The following is an 18,249-nucleotide window of genomic DNA, read 5'->3' as shown; positions in this document are numbered from 1 at the left end:
TTTTCGGGATAAAAAAGGGAAAATGAAGCCATGGCGAGTGAATATGAGCTAGCGTTGGCGCAGGCGCAAAAGCAGTGGGAAGACCTGGTAGACCGGATTAACCAGGCGCGAGTTCTCTATTATGACCGGGATCGCCCCACGCTTTCGGATGCGGAATATGACCGGTTATTTCGTCAGCTGGAAGAGCTAGAGGGGCGTTTTCCTCAGCTAATAAACCCCGATTCGCCTACCCAAACCGTAGGGGGGAGTGCGCAAAAAACTTTTTCTTCCGTAACCCATCTAGAGCGGATGGCCTCTCTAGATGACGTGTTTGACACCGAAGAAGTCTCTAGTTGGTACCAGCGAATGGCACAGGCCACCGGAGAAGAAGAACCCCAGGTGAGTGCCGAAGTAAAAATTGATGGCTTAGCGGTTAACCTCACCTATCGGAACGGGAAGCTGGTCTTGGGAGCTACCCGCGGAGATGGCAGCGTAGGGGAGGACGTGAGCGCCAATATTCGCACTATCGCTAATATTCCCTCCCAGCTTAGCGGCACCGTAGTGCCCGAAATTTGTGAGATCCGGGGGGAGATCTATTTTCCCCTCTCCGCTTTTAATAAGTTAAATGAGCAGCGCAGCGCCCAATGGGAGGAATACAGCTCCGCCAAAAAAGCCGGTAATCTTGCCGCTTGGCGCGCGCAGCGGCAAAAGGCAGGGCTGCCTAGCAAAGTGGAGCCCCCCTTTGTGAATCCTCGAAATGCGGCTGCCGGATCGCTGCGGCAAAAAGATGCCCGGGTAACGGCGGCGCGCCCACTAGCTTTGATAGCTCATGGAATCGGGAAAGTGCAATGGAAAGCCACTGATTTAGCGGCAGGTTTCACCCCGCCCGCCAGCCAATTGCAGTGGTACCACCAGCTTCGTCAGTGGGGACTGCCGGTCAGCGAATATACTCGCCCCCTGCGAGGCCTGGATAAAATCCAAGATTTTATCACCCATATCGGTAAAATCCGTCCCGAGATTAGTCACGAAATTGACGGGGTCGTCCTCAAGATTGATGACCTGAAAACTCAGGGGGAACTGGGATTTACCGCGCGCGCTCCGCGCTGGGCGGTTGCCTATAAATTCCCGCCGCAAGAAGTTCATACCAAACTAGTGGATATCCGGGTTGGGGTAGGGCGCACCGGCCGGATAACCCCCTACGGGGTAATGGAAAAAGTACTGGTAGATGGCTCTAATGTGGAGCGAGCTACCCTCCATAATCCTTTCGAGGTGCGCCGGAAGGGCGTGAAAATTGGCGACACGGTGGTGCTGCGCAAAGCCGGGGATGTGATCCCCGAAATCGTATGCCCGGTAGTGGATTTGCGGGACGGCAGTGAACGCGATTGGCAAATGCCTCAGCATTGTCCTTCTTGTGGCAGCGAAATTCGGCCGGAAAAAGAAGGCGATAAGGATCTAAGATGCCCCAACCAGCGCCATTGTCCCGAGCAGATTAAAGAGCGCATTATTTTCTTAGCTTCGCGCGGCGCCCTCGATATCGAAGGGCTAGGGGAACAATCTGCGGCAGCATTAACTATGCCGGAGGCCGAGCGTCCCCAGGCGGCTCTCGCCCTCACCCGGGGGGAAGCAATAGCAGCAGCGGGTAGCTTTATCTATTTTTTCGAGGACGATCCGGCGGCTGACATTCCGGCTGAGGACGCGGAGTCGTTACTGCCCCCGCCAGCGTCCCCAGCGCTTCCCTGCGAATCTGGGCTATTTGATTTACATACCGAACAGCTCCTCCAGGTAAAAACCTGGAACCGAAAACAGGTAACCAAAAGCGACCGAGCCAAACTAAAAGCCCAACTAATAGCAGCAGGAAAAAGCGATAAAGAAGCCGCAGAGCTAAGCAAAAAGCTGCTGAGCAGCGGAGAAATCTGGAGTTACACCCCCTATTTTGCAGGCGGAAACCCCCAGTCACCCACCCTGGCGGCGCGGGGAAAGTTGCTGCTTGAGGAGCTGGAAAAAGCGAAAACTCAGCCACTGTGGCGGATCTTGGTGGCATTATCGATTAGGCATCTAGGTCCCCAGGCATCCCGGACACTAGCTGCACGTTTTGGGAGTCTGCAGGCAATCGCCAGCGCCAGCGAAAGTGAACTAACCAGCGTGGACGATATTGGGGCGGAAATAGCCTCCTCTATAAAGGGGTGGTTTGCTGTTGACTGGCACCAGGAGATTGTGTCCGCCTGGGAAAAAGCTGGGGTAGTAATGCGTGAAGAGGACGCCACTAACGCGGAACAAACCCTATCCGGACTAAACGTAGTGGTCTCCGGCAGGGTAGAGGGTTACACTCGCGACGAAGCCAAAGAAGCCGTGATGCGGGCAGGCGGAAAATCTGCATCCTCGGTTTCAAAAAATACCGACCTGCTTGTTTACGGAGAAAAGGCCGGGTCAAAGCTAAAGAAAGCCCACGAACTTGGGGTGGCTTGCCTGCCTGAGCAGTATTTTTCGCAACTTTTAGCACAGGGAATGGAAGCAACCCTAGCAGCCGTTGGACTGGGAGTTGGGGCAGGAAATGAGCAAGCGGGTGCGCAAGGAAGTGAGCACACAATAACTACCCCACCTGCGTCCTCACCCAAGAAAACGCCCCCTCCAACCCCACAGACCTCCGGGAGCGCTGCTGATAGTTTGTTTTAGCGCGTATGCCACAAAGTCCTTGGGCAAGGCGTTAAAGTGGTAACTATGTTGAGGATCCCGAAGAAAACGATCCCCCCGTTACTGCGCGGCTTAAAAATTGTGGCTGTGGTGATTGCGACCCTGCAAGCCGTGACGGTTACGGTTATCGTGGCGATCGACCAGTTACGTAAGTTGCGACAAACCGGTAAACCAGGTGGTTATCCCCAGATTAAAACCCAACCGATCCGGGTGGATCGCTCCTGCCTGAAAACCTATATGGATGGGGAAAGCCTCTATCGCGATATGCTTGCGGCTATCGAGGGCGCGAAAGAGCGGGTATTTTTCGAAACTTTTATCTGGAAATCAGATGAAATCGGACAAGAATTCAAAGACGCCCTGATTAGGGCAGCAGAGCGCGGCGCCGAGGTGTATATCATCTGGGATCGTTTTGGAAATATGGTGGTCGATCCCCGGTTCTTCCATTTCCCCAGGTTAAAAAACCTGCATGTCCTGGGATATTCCCTGAAACACTCGGCGCGTGATCACCGAAAAATCTTGGTCGTGGACTCCAAAGTGGGTTTTGTGGGGGGCTATAACATCGGCTCCTATTACCTGGACAACCAGTGGCGAGACACCCATTTGCGCATTAGCGGTCCCAATGTGTGGGAGCTGGAAAGCGCTTTCTTGGACTTTTGGAATTATGCGCAAAAATGGCATTTACGGTTAAAGAAAGTACGGGATCCGCGCGCCAAATCCTGGAATTCGAAAATCCAGGCCTGCGTCAACGACCCGAAAAGGCTGTTATTTCCCGTACGCGGAATGTATGTGAACGCCCTGGATAAAGCGCAAGAATCCGCCTATATAACTTCGGCTTATTTCGTTCCCGATCGGGTAATCCAGCGTTCCCTCATTGATGCTGCCCGCCGGGGAGTGGACGTGAAGGTGCTGGTACCAGCCAAATCAAACCATATTCTCGCGGATTGGATTTCGCGATCCTACCTAACTGATCTGCTCGATAACCAGGTGGAACTGTGGCTGTATGACAATGTCATGATCCATGCCAAAACCGCCGTTATTGATGGATACTGGTCAACAATCGGCACCGCCAATATCGACCGACTATCGATGACCGGCAACCATGAAATCAATATGTCGATTACCTCCCGGCAGCTAGCGGCGAATATGGAGAATATTTTCTTTACTGACCTGTTGAATGCTCGCTCTATTAGCCGTCACGAATGGAATCGGCGTCCCTTTATCGCCCGGATAGCAGAGCGACTATTACGTCCCTTCGCCTTCCTGGTTTAAGCGCAGTTGACCGCTGCTGCCGCCTCGAGCCGGATCGGGGTTTAAGGGCGTAATATGACCGAGAGTGTCGCGGGCATTAGACTGGAGCTATGTCGACAATTGATAGGGATGAAGTAGTGCGCGTTGCCGACTTAGCGCGGATCGCACTTACCGATGAAGAAATAGACCAGTTCGCGGGGGAGCTGGGGCAGATCGCGGCGGCGGTTGCTACCGTCTCTGAGGCCGTAGGGCCTGATACTAAAGCCACCTCCCACCCGATTGAGATGAGCAATGTACTCCGACCAGACGAGGCAGGACAGTGCCTTGACCGGGAGGAACTATTGGCCGGAGCGCCTTTGGCTGAAGATGGCCAGTTCCGGGTACCGCAAATCATTGGGGAGGAGTAACCGTGGAAGACTTTTTGAAACTTTCAGCCCTGCAGCTAGCGGAGAAGCTGCGCGCGGGGGAGCTGACTTCCGAACAGCTGACTCAGGCTTGCCTGGATCGGATCGAACAGTTAAACCCGAGCCTAAATGTGTTCGTGCATTTAGATTCCGAGGGCGCGCTGGAGACTGCCCGGCGCATAGACCAGGCTCGCCAGGACGGAGAAGAACTACATCCCTTGGCCGGTCTGCCGATTGCCTTGAAAGACAATATGGTTACTCGCGGGCAGGAAACTACTTGCTGCTCCAAGATTTTGGCTGGTTGGAAGCCTCCCTATGATGCCACGGTAGTTAGCAAAATCAAAGAGGCGGGGCTCCCGATTATCGGTAAAACCAATATGGACGAGTTCGCGATGGGCTCGTCTACTGAGCATTCTGCCTTCGGCCCCACCCACAATCCTTGGGATCCGTCCCGGATTCCCGGTGGCTCGGGCGGGGGGTCGGCTGCAGCAGTCGCCTCCTTTATGGTGCCTTTAGCCTTAGGCTCCGACACCGGGGGCTCGATTCGCCAGCCCGGTGCGGTCACTGGCACCGTGGGCGCCAAACCCACCTATGGCGCGGTTTCCCGATACGGTTTGGTAGCTATGGCCTCCTCGCTAGATCAAATCGGTCCGGTTACCCGCACGGTTGCGGATGCTGCCGCGCTACAAGAACTAGTAGGTGGGCATGACCCCTTTGACTCCACTTCCCTAAACGAGCCAGTTCCGGCATTGCTGGAGGCCGTTAAGGAATACCAAGGTAAAACTGACCTCTCCGGGTTGCGCCTGGGGGTAGTTAAACAGGGCAGCGGAGATGGCTATGAAGAGGACGTTACCCGCACCTTTAACGACACGGTGGCGGCTTTGAAAGAGCGGGGGGCTACGGTTACTGAAATCGATATGCCTTCCTTTAAAGACGCCCTCGCCGCCTACTACTTGATTATGCCGGCAGAAGTTTCTTCTAACATGGCACGCTTTGACGGTATCCGTTTCGGAATCCGGGTAGAGCCGACCTCCGGGCCGGTAACTGCCGAAACCGTAATGGCGGCTACCCGCGAAGCCGGTTTTGGGGCAGAAGTTAAACGTCGGATTATTCTGGGTACCCACGTGTTATCTGCCGGATATTTTGATGCCTATTACGGCAGTGCCCAAAAGGTACGCACTTTGGTGCAAGAAGACTACTCCAAGGCGTTCTCGCAGGTAGATGCGCTAGTGTTGCCTACTTCGCCCACCGTAGCCTTCAAACTCGGGGAAAAGATTGGTGACCCGCTGACCATGTATAACTGCGATATAGCCACTATCCCCGCGAACCTGGCGGGCATTCCGGCGATCAGCGTGCCGATCGGGTTGGATCAGCAAGGACTGCCGATTGGTTTCCAGGTGATGGCGCCGCAGCGTGCTGACGCCCTCATGTATCAGGTAGCTCAGGCCGCGGTTGATGCCTGCGGCACCGATGTTCCGGCTGCTTGCCCGGTGAAGTAGAGGAGAAGCAATGAGCGATTTAATGAAATACGAAGACGCAGTAGCCGAATTCGATCCGGTATTGGGGTTAGAAGTCCATGTTGAGCTGGGCACTGAAACCAAAATGTTTGATAGCGCCCCGAACTCTTCACTGGGGGAACCCAACACCCGGGTAACCCCGGTCTCTGTCGGACTGCCCGGATCTCTGCCGGTAGCTAACGAGCGGGCAGTGGAATACGCCATCAAGATTGGGTTGGCACTCAATTGCGAGATTGCCCCCTTCTGCCGCTTCGCTCGTAAAAACTATTTCTATCCCGACCTGGCGAAGGCATACCAGATTTCCCAATTCGATGAACCTATCGCCCATGACGGCTATGTAGATGTAGAGCTAGACGATGGGGAAATCTTCCGGGTCAATATTGAACGCGCTCACATGGAAGAGGACGCTGGTAAGAACACCCATATCGGAGGCGATGCCGGTCGTATCCAAGGGGCAGCCTATTCCCTGGTGGACTATAACCGCGCCGGGGTGCCGCTAGTCGAGATCGTTACTCGCCCTATTGAGGGCGCGGGGGCTCGCGCTCCCGAGGTAGCCGCCGCGTATGTACGTACCTTGCGCGATATTTTCCGTGCCCTGGAGGTTTCCGAGGCACGGATGGAACGGGGAAACGTGCGCGCGGACGTGAACGTATCTTTGCGACCCAGCCCGGATGCGCCCTTGGGAACCCGCACGGAAACTAAGAACGTGAACTCGTTTAAAGCCATCGAAAAAACGGTTACCTTTGAGATTCGTCGCCAAGCCAAGATTCTTTCTGACGGAGGCAAAGTTATCCAAGAAACTCGTCACTGGCATGAAGATACTGCTACCACTTCTTCGGGGCGGGAAAAATCCGACGCCGAAGATTACCGCTATTTCCCGGAACCCGATCTAGTGCCGGTAGCTCCCGCGAAAGAATGGGTGGAACAGCTGCGCGCTAACCTGCCGGAACTGCCGGTAGCCCGGCGCCGCCGCCTGCGCGAAGAATACGGTTTCTCCGATATGGAAATGCGGGACGTGGTAAATGCGGACGCTTTGGATATTATCGAGGCCACGGTCGCGGCAGGAGCCGCCCCCCAGGCGGCGCGGAAATGGTGGATGGGGGAAATCTCCCGGATTGCCAAAGAAAAGAACCTGAGTCTGGAGCAGGTAGCAGCCAAGCCCGCCGATGTAGCTCAGCTACAAGACCTGGTTGACCAGGGTAAACTTAATGATAAGTTGGCTCGCAAGGTGATCGCCGGGGTACTGGAAGGTGAAGGCACCCCCGCCGAAGTTATGCAGGCGCGCGGACTTGAAATCGTGCGAGACACCGCTGCCTTAGAGGCCGCAGTCGCCCAGGTGATTGCGGATAACCCGAAAGTGGTGGAGCAAATCAAAGGCGGCAAAGTCAAGGCGATTGGCGCCCTCATGGGTGGGGTCATGCGTGCCACCAAGGGGCAGGCAGATGCCGGGGAAACCCGCGAGATGATCCTCAAACAAATCAACGGCTAGTTCCCATACTTTGTATCGGTGACGCACGGGGGCGGATTTCGCCTCCTGCCCAAAAACTCCTGAAAGACTTCGGTCTTTCAGGAGTTTTACGCCCACCTAGCCTGCTCGGCATAAATCCGCCCCCGCACGCCTGCGATCCGTGTGCAGGGTGTTTACGCCAGTTTCCTCAGCCTTCCGAAGTGGAGATTACCGTGGGAGACGATCTTTGTTTAGTCCAAAAGTCGCGGTTGCGTTTGCCCTTATAGCGCGGAGAAAAGATTATATCCGGGTGAACCCTGAAGACCTGTCTTAGCAAGAGGATGCGACCGGCGAGAATGATCCGTAATAAGCGCGAAGGAGAGATTTTATCCGAGTGGGCGCGGTGGGCATAAGAATTTGGAAAACGTCGCTACGTTTTCCAAATTCTTGGGCGGGAGGAAAAATCTCTCCTCCGCGCATTTAGTAGTTAATGCGACCTTTAGTTTTTTTTGGGGGGAGTGGGGTTGGGAACCGAACCTTTCTTGGAACGCGGACGCACCATGGCCTGTAGTCCTTCGCCAGAAACCGCCAGCCAGTAAAGGTCAAACTGTCCGAAAGTAGCGCCGCGGAGCTGGGAGGGGTCAGCCACCGGGGCTAGCAAGCGGGCTATCACCATATCGGAAGCCCCTAGTTTACGTAGAAAGGCCGAAAAAGCTTTGAAACTAGCGGTTTTGCCGATCCCGGCAACCGCTATCGAGGAAAAATCGTCCTCACACTCGTAAAATGCCTGCTGCTGCGAGGGTATACACTCATTAAATGCTTCTTGGAGAGCCTGTTTTGCTGCCTCGCTGTTGTGGCTACGCCGGTAACGCAAAATTGTCCATCCAGCGACAATCCCAACGATAACTCCCAGTAATATCCAAAGCGCCAAAACTATCCCTCCAATGTGGACAGTGCCTGCTGGTAAACCTGCTGATCCTCGGGGCTAAAGCAACAGATAATTACGGAGTTTAGGCTAGAGGGCGAGGCGGAAAAATCTTTGATCTGCTTGATAGCAATCGCGGCAGCCTGCGCTATTGGGAAGCGGTAAACCCCGGTTGAAATCGAGGGGAACGCTATCGAACGACAATGGTTCTGCGCAGCCAGCCGTAAGCAATTGCGCCAACAAGTCGCCAAGAGCTCGGCTTCCCGACTGCCTCCGCCATGCCACACTGGCCCAGGAGTATGAATTACGTACTTGGCAGGCAAGTTGTAACCACCGGTAATCTTCGCCTGTCCGGTTCGGGCTCCGCCCAAGGTGCGGCATTCTTGGAGTAGACCGGGACCGGCAGCGCGGTGAATAGCCCCGTCTACACCGCCTCCTCCCAGTAGGGAAGTGTTTGCCGCATTGACAATCGCGTCAACATCCAGCGTAGTGATATCCGCTAAAACTACTTCTACCTGGAGATTTCCTAGTTGCATTTCATTAATCCGTTGTCTTTGATCGAGCAGTAGCCGAAGGGATTCTTTTCTAAGTAGCGTTGATGGTAGTCCTCTGCCGGGTAAAAGGCGGGAAGCTGGGAAGCTCTAGCGATTTTGGTAACGGGCTCGGCTCCGTAGAGGTCGAGGATTTGGCTTCTAAGATCCAAAAGTACTGTTTGCGCTGTATGTTCTTGATCCTCAGTAGTGGGGAAAATCTGGGAGCGGTATTGCGAGCCCACATCGCCACCCTGACGGTTAAGGGTAGTTGGGTTGTGGTGGGAGAAAAATACCTCTAGCAGCTGGCGGTAACTGATCTGCGCAGGATAAAAAACCACTCGTACCGTTTCCGCGTGACCGGTGGTGTCAGTGCAAACTTGCTGGTAACTGGGGTTTTCTAGGTGTCCTCCCATGTAGCCGACTTCGGTTTGCTTCACTCCGTCTAGTTCTGAAAAAAGGCGCTCTGCTCCCCAAAAGCAGCCCATTGCAAAATAAGCAGTTTCGGTATTCCTCATGGTTTCAGTATAGAGGGCGAGCAGTTATTACTTCCGGTAGCAGGAAGCCAGTTACTACAAGAAAGCGTCAGTGACCGGAACTAGCTGCGGATATTTGGGCTGCGACCATTCTCGGAGGAGGGTTCTCAGCAGTTGAGTCCTGCGGGACTTAGCCCACGGACGCTTCCCGGATCCACCCTAAGTGCCCGAAATAGTATCCACAATGGATGAGAGGCTGCAAGGACGCAGAAAATAAAAATATCTCACCGCGTGCGGTGAGATATTTTTCAGGTAAGACTCTATCGGAACCTTACCTGATGCCAAACGCCCTCGAAGAGTTACTTCTCCATAGAGTTAACTAGCTTCGCCAGCTTCGACTTGCGGTTAGCCGCCTGGTTGCGGTGAATAATCTTCTTTTGCGCGGCGCGATCCAGCTTCTGGCTGGCGAGGCGCAATTCAGATTCGGCTAGCTGGGCATCGCCAGCAGCCACCGCTTCGCGGGTACGACGTACCAGCGTCTTGAGCTCGGACTTTACCGAGCGGTTGCGCAAGCGGCGCTTTTCATTCGTACGAATACGCTTCTTCTGAGACTTAATATTTGCCAATTTTTCACTCTCTATGAGTATCCAATATGCGGTCTAGAGGGCTGAGCCGGATTCGGACTGGCGTGTGGGGCACGCTGGCAAGAAACCGGCAAGACTAAAGCCGACCGGGGCTAAAGTCCGCGAATCAGTCTAGCAGGCGCGAGCCTTAAGACGCTAAATAATTCGGGGGTGGTAACCAAGTTCACTTCTGCGTTTCGCCTCCGGAAAGGTCAGGGCTACCTCGAGCGGCTTGGGGGGGCTCTCCTCCCAGCCTCGACAAAGCCGCCCCCAGTGAGAACCTAGCTAAAGCGGGCCTCAGCTAGAAGATTTCCCGGCTAGCCCCAAGGGCACCGCTAGCGACGTCCCTGGTTAGGGCTGCGGCCTCTCAGGCGGTCCAATTGGCGACGTTCTTTTTTCGTTGGCCGGCCGGATCCTGGTTCCCGACGCGGTAGGGAGGGTAGAGACAGCTTTGGGAGGCGCTCGGGAGTTAAATCTTCATAGGCTAGGCGAGCCAGGGGATAACTTACTCGCCGCTCGAGTAACTGCTTGACCTGTAATATGTGGTCGAAGCCTCCGATCCGCACCACTACTTGGTCGCCGAGGCGAACCAGAGAAGACGCTTTAGCGCTCTTGCCATTGATCTTTACGTGACCAGCTTTACATGCCTTAGCCGCTGCCGAACGGGTTTTATACTTGCGTACCGCCCACACCCAAATGTCGGCGCGCACCGAGGCGACCCTAGTGGCGGTGCCAGCTGCGCCCTCGTTATTATCTTCCGTCCCCATCTAGTTTCAGCCGCTCCTAAAGTCACTAAGTCCTACATATTCCGATTTTTAGCGCGGTTTTTTATTTTTCATTCTAAAGGTTAGCGCTTCTAGTCCCCCCAGCGGGCGTAATTAGCGTAACCTAAGAGAAGATGATTATTGCCCCCGCGAGGGGTGTTGAGGAAAGGAATAAATTGGTACCTAATCCAATTCTCGCTGCCAAATTGTCCAATGGGCGGGTTCCTTTGAACATATTGGAGTTGGCGCCGCTTTCTACCGGGATGACCCGGAAAGAAGCCCTGGACACTTCGCTAAATCTAGCGAAGAATGCTGACCGTTTGGGCTACACCCGCCTGTGGGTAGCAGAACATCACGGTTCACAAGTTTTCATGTGTTCGGCTTCATCGGTGATAATCACCCGCGCCTTGGAAAACACTACTCGTCTGCGGGTAGGTGCCGGCGGGGTGATGCTACCTAACTGGGCTCCACTTACGGTAGCGGAAACCTACGGAACTCTGTACACCATTTACGAGGGGCGGGTTGATCTGGGGTTAGGCAGGGCTCCCGGAACTGATCCGGCTACGGCTCGGGCGCTACATCGCGGCTCTAGTGAGCCAGCCTATTTCGAGGAGGATCTCGAAGAGCTCGCCAGCTATCTGTCAGATCAAAAATCAGTGGTGCACTCCGGGGTGGTTTCAGGTGCGGAAGCCTCGATTCTAGGCATTGAAGTTATCGGTGTGGATCGCCCTTTCACTCGGGTACGCGCGATTCCTGGCGAGGGTACTTGCATCCCTATGTGGATGTTGTCTTCATCCTCTGCGGGCGCCAAGGTTGCCGCTGAACTGGGAATGCCCTATGTTTTTGCTGGTCACTTCGCGCCTTACAATGTTGATGAGGCTATCGAGATATATCGGCGCGAGTTCAACGCAAAATCCCCGACTGCCATGGTGGATCATCCGGTAGTTATGATGGGGATGAACGTTATGTGTAACGAGGACGAAGCGGAAGCAAAGTACCAGTTCACCACCACGCAACAGGTTCAGGGTAATGTGCTTTCCGGACGTCCGGGCACGCTCACCCCGCCGACGGATGATCTGGATGCTACTTTGGGTGAAAAGCTCGCCGATCGGGTGCGGGCGTTGCCCTCTATCCACGCGGTCGGCACCCCGGACCAAGTAGTAGAGAAGATGGATTGGGTTTCCCGTAAGTACATGGTAGATGAGATCATCACCGTCACTCACGCTTATGACCCTGCGGTACGCATTCATTCTCTAGAACTGGTAGCTAAAGCCTGGGGCTTGCCGATACTGCCAGCCGAGGGGGAAGCGGAAGAAGCGGAGCAAACACCTCTCACCCCGGAACCGGAAGTGGTAGAAATCGCGGAGGAAGAACCGGAGGAAAAGGTAGCGCCTAGGTCTGGGGCGTTGCGTAATCGCTCAGCAGTCTATGGGCCAGTGCACCGCAGTGAGCGGAAAAAGCCGGCCCTAAAGAACTCTGCGGCGGCGGACTCTGCGGCAGCATCTTCCGCTAGTGAGGACGCGTCAGCAAAGGCTAATGCCTCTAAAGCCGCGCCTGGTAAAAAGCCTGCGGCCAAGAAACCTGCCGCGACTAAGAAACCTGCCGCTAGGAAAACTGCGGCAAAGACCTCCCCGAAAGCAGCAGCTAAACCTAAACCGGCAGCAAAGCCGGCAGAGAAGTCCGATGCTGCTAGTGAGCAAGCAACTCCCGCAGCAAAACCAACTGCTCGTACCCGTACCAGGCGCAAGCCACGTCCTCGTAGTTAGGGGTCTGGGACTTAAGGCAATATGATAACGCGAGAAGACAGCGGGAATTTAATAGGAAGATAATAGTATTGGCTAACAGCGAGCGGGATTTAGGGATTTCCCCCGGTAATACGGATCCCCAGCAGATTCGTAATTTTTGTATCATCGCCCATATCGATCATGGCAAGTCTACGCTGGCTGATCGAATGTTGGGGGACACCGGGGTGGTCTCGGAACGAGAAATGCGCGAGCAATATCTGGATCGGATGGATATTGAACGCGAACGCGGAATCACGATTAAATCCCAGGCAGTTCGCATGCCCTGGCAGGTGGGGGACACCCACTATGTGCTTAATATGATTGATACCCCCGGTCACGTGGACTTTTCTTATGAGGTATCTCGTTCGCTAGCTGCTTGCGAAGGGGCGATCTTGCTAATCGATTCTTCGCAGGGGATCGAAGCGCAAACCCTAGCGAATCTCTATCTGGCGATGGAACATGACCTGGTAATTATTCCGGTACTTAACAAGATTGATCTTCCGGCGGCGCAACCAGATCGCTGCGCGGAGGAAATCGCGGGACTGTTGGGAGGGTCTCCCGAGGATTGCCTGCGGGTATCAGCCAAGACCGGTGAAGGGGTGCCGGAGCTCCTGGATCGGATCGTAGCGGAGATTCCATCCCCTAAATCCAGCAGCGAGGCACCGCGTGCCCTGATTTTTGATTCCATCTACGACACTTACCGCGGAGTAGTGACCTATGTGCGGATGATGGATGGCAGTCTTAAGAAGGGTCAGCGGATCAAAATGATGTCCACTGGTTCTGAGCATGAGCTTTTAGAGATTGGGGTTATTTCCCCGGAGCCTTCCCCGGCCGCCGGGTTAGGATCGGGCGAAGTGGGTTATTTGATTACTGGCGCTAAGGACGTGCGGCTATCTAAAGTTGGTGACACCGTAACCAGTGCCAAGGATCCCGCCAGTGAGATTCTGCCTGGTTATCAAGAACCTAAACCTATGGTTTATTCCGGAATCTATCCGGTAGATGGTGATGATTTCCCGGATCTGCGGGAGGCATTGGATCGGCTGCAGTTAAACGATGCAGCGATTACTTTTGAACCGGAAACTTCCGTGGCCTTGGGATTTGGTTTCCGCTGCGGATTCTTGGGACTGCTGCACCTAGAGATCGTGAAAGAGCGTCTGGAGCGGGAGGCAGGGCTGTCGATTATTGCCACTGCCCCCTCGGTGGTTTATCAGGTCACTCAAGAGGACGGCACCGAACTAGAAGTCACCAATCCTTCCGAATATCCGGATGGGAAAGTCGTGGACGTGCAAGAACCGGTAGTGGAAGCCACCGTTTTGACCCCTAACGATTACGTAGGACGAATCATGGAGCTGTGCCAAGGCAGGCGCGGCACCCTCGGGAAAATGGAGTATCTATCCTCTGACCGGGTAGAGATGCATTACCGTTTGCCGTTAGCGGAAATTGTGTTTGACTTTTTTGACCAGCTGAAATCCCGGACGCGGGGCTTTGCTTCCCTGGATTATCACGAGGCGGGTACCCAATCTGCCGACCTGGTGAAAGTAGATATTTTATTAAACGGCGAGGGCGTAGATGCGTTTAGCGCCATTGTGCATCGCGATGCGGCCTATACATATGGGGATAAAATGACGCGGCGGCTAAAAGATTTGATTCCCCGCCAGCAGTTTGAGATTCCCGTACAGGCAGCGGTGGGTTCGCGAATTATTGCCCGGCAAACTATTCGAGCGCTACGAAAAGACATGTTGGCGAAATGCTATGGCGGGGATATTTCCCGCAAACGCAAACTTTTAGAAAAACAGAAGGCCGGCAAGAAACGAATGAAAGCAGTGGGTGCGGTGGAAATCCCGAACTCGGCTTTCATCGATGCCATAACCCAAGATACTCCCACGGGAAAGGGGTAAGTCATGAGTGAAGAACTATCCGAGCGCGAGGAAGCGGTACCAGGTTCTCAGGCGGAACTGGCGGTGGGTGAAGGCGGAGGAGAGACTTCCGATTTTGACCTGTCATCTCCGGAAGGACGCTATCTGGCCAGGTCGAAGTCTTTTGTCTCCCGGGCGCGCCAGCTTAGCGATTCTTTGCAACATACTTGGGACGCCCATGCCGGTGACTATGTGGTAACTGTACCCGTCGGTGCCGGACATACCGCGGTGGCCGAGGATGCGAAACCCTTATCGTTTAAGCGTCTCTTTGATCGCAAAGCGGTGGTGCGCCTGGAAATTGGTACTGGTAACGGCGATCAGATCGTGTCGGCGGCGGTATCGCATCCGGATCGGGACTACATCGGATTCGAAGTTTATCGCCCGGGAGTGGCGCAAACCGTGTCGAAAGCGGTTAAAGCCGGGGTAGATAATCTGCGGATTATTGAGGCCGACGCCGCTCAGGCTTTACCGATTCTGTTTCCCGAAGCCTCCTTGGATGAGGTGTGGACTTTCTTCCCGGATCCGTGGCGCAAAACTAAACATCATAAACGGCGTCTAGTGCAGGCTGAATTCGCGCAAACGGTGGCGCGAGTATTGCGTCCGGGGGGAGTATGGCGCCTGGCCACTGACTGGTCTGATTATGCCTTCCAGATGCGCGACGTTATTGAGGATTCCCCCTATTTTGAGAATCCCTATGCTGGGGTTCATCCCCATGAGGAAGATCCCGATCCGGGGCGGGGTGGTTTCGCTCCGCGTTGGGAAGGACGCGTAATGACCAAGTTTGAGCGGCGCGCAATAGATGCGGGACGAGAAGTGTTCGACCTGGTGGCGCAGCGGCTTTCGTGAGCGGCACCTCTAAGCTAAAAGAGTTTTTTTCCGCTGCTTATGAGGGCGGTCGCTCGCAGTTATTCCCGGTATCGGGAGGGGGCGCGGCGCGGCGCGATTTGGGGCAGCAGGCGACCGACTTCGCGGTTTATATTCATGTGCCTTTTTGTCGGGTGCGTTGCGGGTACTGTGATTTCAACACCTATGTGAAGGATTTTGGAGCGGGTGCGGATCGGGCAAGCTACCATGATTCGGCGCGTAAAGAGATGGCGCTGGCAGCTCAGTTTTTGCGTGAGCATAAGCTGGTTCCACCCCCGGCCTCCTCGGTTTATTTTGGAGGCGGTACCCCCACCCTGCTAAGCGTGCGGGCGCTACGGGCAATCTTGGCGGAGGTTCAGGAAACCTGGGGGATAGCTCCGGGCGCTGAGGTTTCGATTGAAGCTAACCCGGACACGATAACTGACCAGGTGGCACGGGAGCTAGCCGCCAGTGGATTTACTCGCGTGTCCCTGGGAATGCAATCGGCACTGCCGCGGGTATTAGCCACTTTGGATCGCACTCATCGCCCGGAAAAACTTCCCCAAGCAGTAGCGGCGCTGCGCGGCGCCGGCCTCGCAGTCTCTTTAGATCTGATTTACGGGACTCCAGGGGAGTCTTTAGCTGATTGGGAAACCTCTCTACAGGCAGCCTTGGACTTAGAAGTTGACCATATTAGCGCCTATTCTCTGGTGATTGAGCCCGGAACCAAAATGTATGCCCAGGTGGAGCGGGGACAACTGTCTCCGATAGATCCCGATAGCCAGGCAGAAAAATATGAAATGGCGGACTCGCTGCTAAAAGCGGCCGATTTCGAATGGTACGAGATCTCTAACTGGGCAAAGCGGCTAGATACCGAAGAGCTTCCTAGCCCGCAGATTCCGGATGCGACTTGTTTGGCGAATGCATCGCGGCACAACCTGGCTTATTGGCGAGACTGGAATTGGTGGGGCATTGGGCCGGGTGCGCATTCTCATCTCGGCCAGGTGCGCTGGTGGAATCAAAAACATCCCCGCGGCTACGCTAGCCGCGTAGCCGCGGGTGACCTCCCGGTTCATGACGGGGAAGTGGTAGCTGCTGCCAGCCGGGAACTGGAGCGGATTATGTTGGGGCTGCGTACCGCCTCGGGGGTAAAAAGTTTGCGCGCTGAAGAACGAGCCCAGTTACCGGCGCTGGTGGCAGCGGGATATCTTGAAGAAGCGGCGGCGCGTCGTGGCGAAGCGATATTAACTTTGCGAGGGCGCTTGATGGCTGACTATGTTACTGGCCAGCTGCTGGGCTGGTAGCTAGCGGGTGCCGGCGGCGGTAACGAAATCGATTAGCGATTCTACCGGCCCTAAAAGACCGGGTTCCAGATCCTGCCAGTCACGGACTTGACGCAAAATATGTTTCCAACCCTGAGCAATATCCGCCTGGCTTTCAGCCGGCAACCCCAGTGCCTGCAGGCTGCCCACTTTAATATCGGTGCCGCGCGGCACTTGCGGCCAGCGAGCTAGCCCCACTCGCTGCGGCTTCACGGCTTGCCACACGTCCACGAAGGGGTGTCCGGCAATCGCGACTGCGTCCTCGCCAAAAGTGTCGATACACCGCTGGGCGATACGCGACTCTTTAGAGCCGGCCACCAGGTGATCGACTAAGGCGCCGATTCTTGTCCGCGAGGTAGGAGCAAATTCCGCTAGCCTATCCTCGAGGTGATCCACCCCGTCCAGGATTTCTACTACCACCCCTAACTCTCGCAGGTCATCGCCCCAAACGTGTTCTACTAGCTCCGCGTCATGGCGTCCTTCTACCCAAATCCGGGAAGCCCGTGCCACTCGTGCCCGCCGTTTATCCTCCTGCGGCGCACGTCGCGAACCAGAATTCGTGGCGGCGCGACCAGTTGCCAATTTAGGAGACTTGTCGTTTTTGACTTTAGGTGCGGGAGCCCGCAGCTCCACCGGTTTTCCGTCAATCCAAAAACCGGGTCCAAGCGGAAAAGCTCGTACTTTGCCGCGGCGATCCTCCAGCTCCACCAAATACATGCCACCGGCTTTATAGCAGCGCACTACCGCGCCTACAAAACCGGTCATCACATCCTCAACTACCAGGCCGCGGGTAGCAGCAACCGGGCGGGAAGCAGGGAGCTTGCGCCAATTATCGTTAGCGAGGACATCTTTTCCGTAGCGATCGAACACGCCCTAACTATAGGGGAAACTTTAGGCGCTACAGGCGATCGCCCCGGCAGAGTCTTCAGATTTGCCACTGCCACAATAGTTAAGATCCAAAGCCGCTGCCTCTTCGGGACTGACCCAAGCTGGCAATTTGCTCAAGCGAGAAAGATATTCGCTAATGGCCTCAAAATCACGCAAGATTTCGGAAGCAGACGCGGAAAGCACTTGGAAAACCACAAAGGCGCGAATATCGCTTTCGACGGGCTGCTCACCAGTAAGGAAGGGATTTTCCCGCAACATTTCTTCCAGGCGTTCCAAAGCCAGCGAAAAACTCCGCCTGCTTTCGTCATCAGCTTCTCCGTGAGAAACCGCCCAAGAAGGGCTAACCAGCTGCTTATTTAGCCAAGCGTCGAGGGCATCTAGTTTTGCTCGCTCAGCTTCCGGATATAGGTCAGGGGCTTCAAAATGACTAAAAGGTTTCCAAGCGGTGCAAAAATCGAGCAGCATATCGGCGGATTCGGTGGCCACGATCTGGTTATCGCGCTGGGAATCTAGTATCACCGGCACGGTTTGCGGGTCATCAGGTTCAAAATTGGGTTGGCGCCGATAAAGCTCGCTCGCTGAACGCACCATCAGCACCGGGTCATAGGAATAGCCATCCCGAATAAACTCGAAACCATCCGGGCCTGATCCGGTAGCATAGCGTACTCCGATCGCGGCCTCTAAACCTAACAGCCGCCGCGCAATCGTGACCCGGCGGCAATAGGGGCAGGTGGGAGAAACAACTAGCAGGTAGCGACCGGCCTGTACCGGTAACTCTTCGCTACCAAAACGATAATTCGGGATCATGGACAACTCCTGTTCTCGAGGCTAGCTCCATTATCGCAAATGCGCGGTACTCTCGCGCGCTGAGCGAATGGAGAGAAAATGTGGC

Annotated in this window: 16 protein-coding genes; 9 read left to right on the top strand and 7 right to left on the bottom strand. The window is 55.0% G+C overall.

Annotated elements, in window-relative coordinates; genetic code table 11:
• Positions 1–30 precede the first annotated feature (30 nt).
• From ligA to gatB, 5 genes are all read left to right on the top strand, one after another.
• A complete protein-coding gene (gene ligA / locus E6072_RS03635; RefSeq protein ID WP_316693806.1) occupies positions 31–2,652 on the top strand; it encodes an NAD-dependent DNA ligase LigA in 2,622 nt (873 codons plus the stop codon).
• Positions 2,653–2,697: 45 nt separating this feature from the next.
• Entirely contained in the window at positions 2,698–3,939 is a 1,242-nt protein-coding gene (locus tag E6072_RS03630; protein ID WP_316693805.1) for a phospholipase D-like domain-containing protein, read from the top strand.
• Positions 3,940–4,028: 89 nt separating this feature from the next.
• Entirely contained in the window at positions 4,029–4,325 is a 297-nt protein-coding gene (gatC, locus tag E6072_RS03625) for an Asp-tRNA(Asn)/Glu-tRNA(Gln) amidotransferase subunit GatC (RefSeq protein WP_316693803.1), read from the top strand.
• A gap of 2 nt (positions 4,326–4,327) precedes the next feature.
• A complete protein-coding gene (gene gatA, locus E6072_RS03620; protein WP_316693800.1) occupies positions 4,328–5,821 on the top strand; it encodes an Asp-tRNA(Asn)/Glu-tRNA(Gln) amidotransferase subunit GatA in 1,494 nt (497 codons plus the stop codon).
• 10 nt (positions 5,822–5,831) lie between these two features.
• The gene (gene gatB / locus E6072_RS03615) at positions 5,832–7,328 is read left to right on the top strand and encodes an Asp-tRNA(Asn)/Glu-tRNA(Gln) amidotransferase subunit GatB (RefSeq protein ID WP_316693798.1); all 1,497 of its coding nucleotides are present in this window, start codon (positions 5,832–5,834) and stop codon (positions 7,326–7,328) included.
• 457 nt (positions 7,329–7,785) lie between these two features.
• Here the strand turns inward: gatB and E6072_RS03610 are convergent, their stop codons facing one another.
• The 5 genes from E6072_RS03610 to E6072_RS03590 form a co-directional block, all read right to left on the bottom strand.
• Positions 7,786–8,217 carry a hypothetical protein gene (locus E6072_RS03610; RefSeq protein WP_316693797.1) on the bottom strand — a complete coding sequence of 144 codons (432 nt, stop codon included), beginning with the start codon at positions 8,215–8,217 and terminating at the stop codon, positions 7,786–7,788.
• Between the two features lie 2 nt (positions 8,218–8,219).
• Positions 8,220–8,747: an O-acetyl-ADP-ribose deacetylase gene (locus tag E6072_RS03605; RefSeq protein ID WP_316693795.1), complete on the bottom strand. Its 528-nt coding sequence runs from the start codon at positions 8,745–8,747 to the stop codon at positions 8,220–8,222.
• A complete protein-coding gene (gene msrA, locus E6072_RS03600) occupies positions 8,738–9,259 on the bottom strand; it encodes a peptide-methionine (S)-S-oxide reductase MsrA (RefSeq protein WP_316693794.1) in 522 nt (173 codons plus the stop codon). The genes E6072_RS03605 and msrA overlap by 10 nt, the downstream gene beginning before the upstream one ends.
• A 317-nt stretch (positions 9,260–9,576) precedes the next feature.
• Positions 9,577–9,843 (bottom strand): 30S ribosomal protein S20, encoded by a 267-nt coding sequence (gene rpsT / locus E6072_RS03595; RefSeq protein ID WP_024058548.1) that lies wholly within the window; start codon positions 9,841–9,843, stop codon positions 9,577–9,579.
• 332 nt (positions 9,844–10,175) lie between these two features.
• Positions 10,176–10,607, bottom strand: coding sequence for an RNA-binding S4 domain-containing protein (locus tag E6072_RS03590; RefSeq protein ID WP_316693793.1), 432 nt, complete (start codon positions 10,605–10,607; stop codon positions 10,176–10,178).
• 173 nt (positions 10,608–10,780) lie between these two features.
• On the opposite strand from E6072_RS03590, the gene E6072_RS03585 reads away from it, so the two are divergent.
• From E6072_RS03585 to E6072_RS03570, 4 genes are all read left to right on the top strand, one after another.
• The gene (locus tag E6072_RS03585) at positions 10,781–12,370 is read left to right on the top strand and encodes an LLM class flavin-dependent oxidoreductase (protein ID WP_316693792.1); all 1,590 of its coding nucleotides are present in this window, start codon (positions 10,781–10,783) and stop codon (positions 12,368–12,370) included.
• Between the two features lie 68 nt (positions 12,371–12,438).
• Positions 12,439–14,286 carry a translation elongation factor 4 gene (gene lepA, locus E6072_RS03580; RefSeq protein ID WP_316693791.1) on the top strand — a complete coding sequence of 616 codons (1,848 nt, stop codon included), beginning with the start codon at positions 12,439–12,441 and terminating at the stop codon, positions 14,284–14,286.
• Positions 14,287–14,289: 3 nt separating this feature from the next.
• Positions 14,290–15,150, top strand: a complete 861-nt coding sequence (trmB, locus tag E6072_RS03575; protein WP_316693790.1) for a tRNA (guanosine(46)-N7)-methyltransferase TrmB — start codon at positions 14,290–14,292, stop codon at positions 15,148–15,150.
• On the top strand, positions 15,147–16,451 hold the full coding sequence (locus E6072_RS03570) for a coproporphyrinogen-III oxidase family protein (RefSeq protein WP_316693788.1): 1,305 nt from the start codon (positions 15,147–15,149) through the stop codon (positions 16,449–16,451). Before trmB ends, E6072_RS03570 begins: the two co-directional genes overlap by 4 nt.
• Here E6072_RS03570 and E6072_RS03565 read toward each other — a convergent pair whose 3' ends face one another.
• Both E6072_RS03565 and E6072_RS03560 read right to left on the bottom strand, forming a co-directional pair.
• On the bottom strand, positions 16,452–17,339 hold the full coding sequence (locus tag E6072_RS03565; protein ID WP_316693786.1) for a DUF3097 family protein: 888 nt from the start codon (positions 17,337–17,339) through the stop codon (positions 16,452–16,454).
• Positions 17,340–17,360: 21 nt separating this feature from the next.
• On the bottom strand, positions 17,361–18,164 hold the full coding sequence (locus E6072_RS03560; protein WP_316693785.1) for a hypothetical protein: 804 nt from the start codon (positions 18,162–18,164) through the stop codon (positions 17,361–17,363).
• Positions 18,165–18,249: the final 85 nt, after the last annotated feature.

This window comes from Varibaculum cambriense (genome assembly GCF_032557235.1).
Taxonomy (GTDB): Bacteria; Actinomycetota; Actinomycetes; order Actinomycetales; family Actinomycetaceae; genus Varibaculum; species Varibaculum cambriense_C.
Note: the sequence above shows the minus strand (reverse complement) of the source record. Positions and strands in the feature narration are given on the sequence as shown.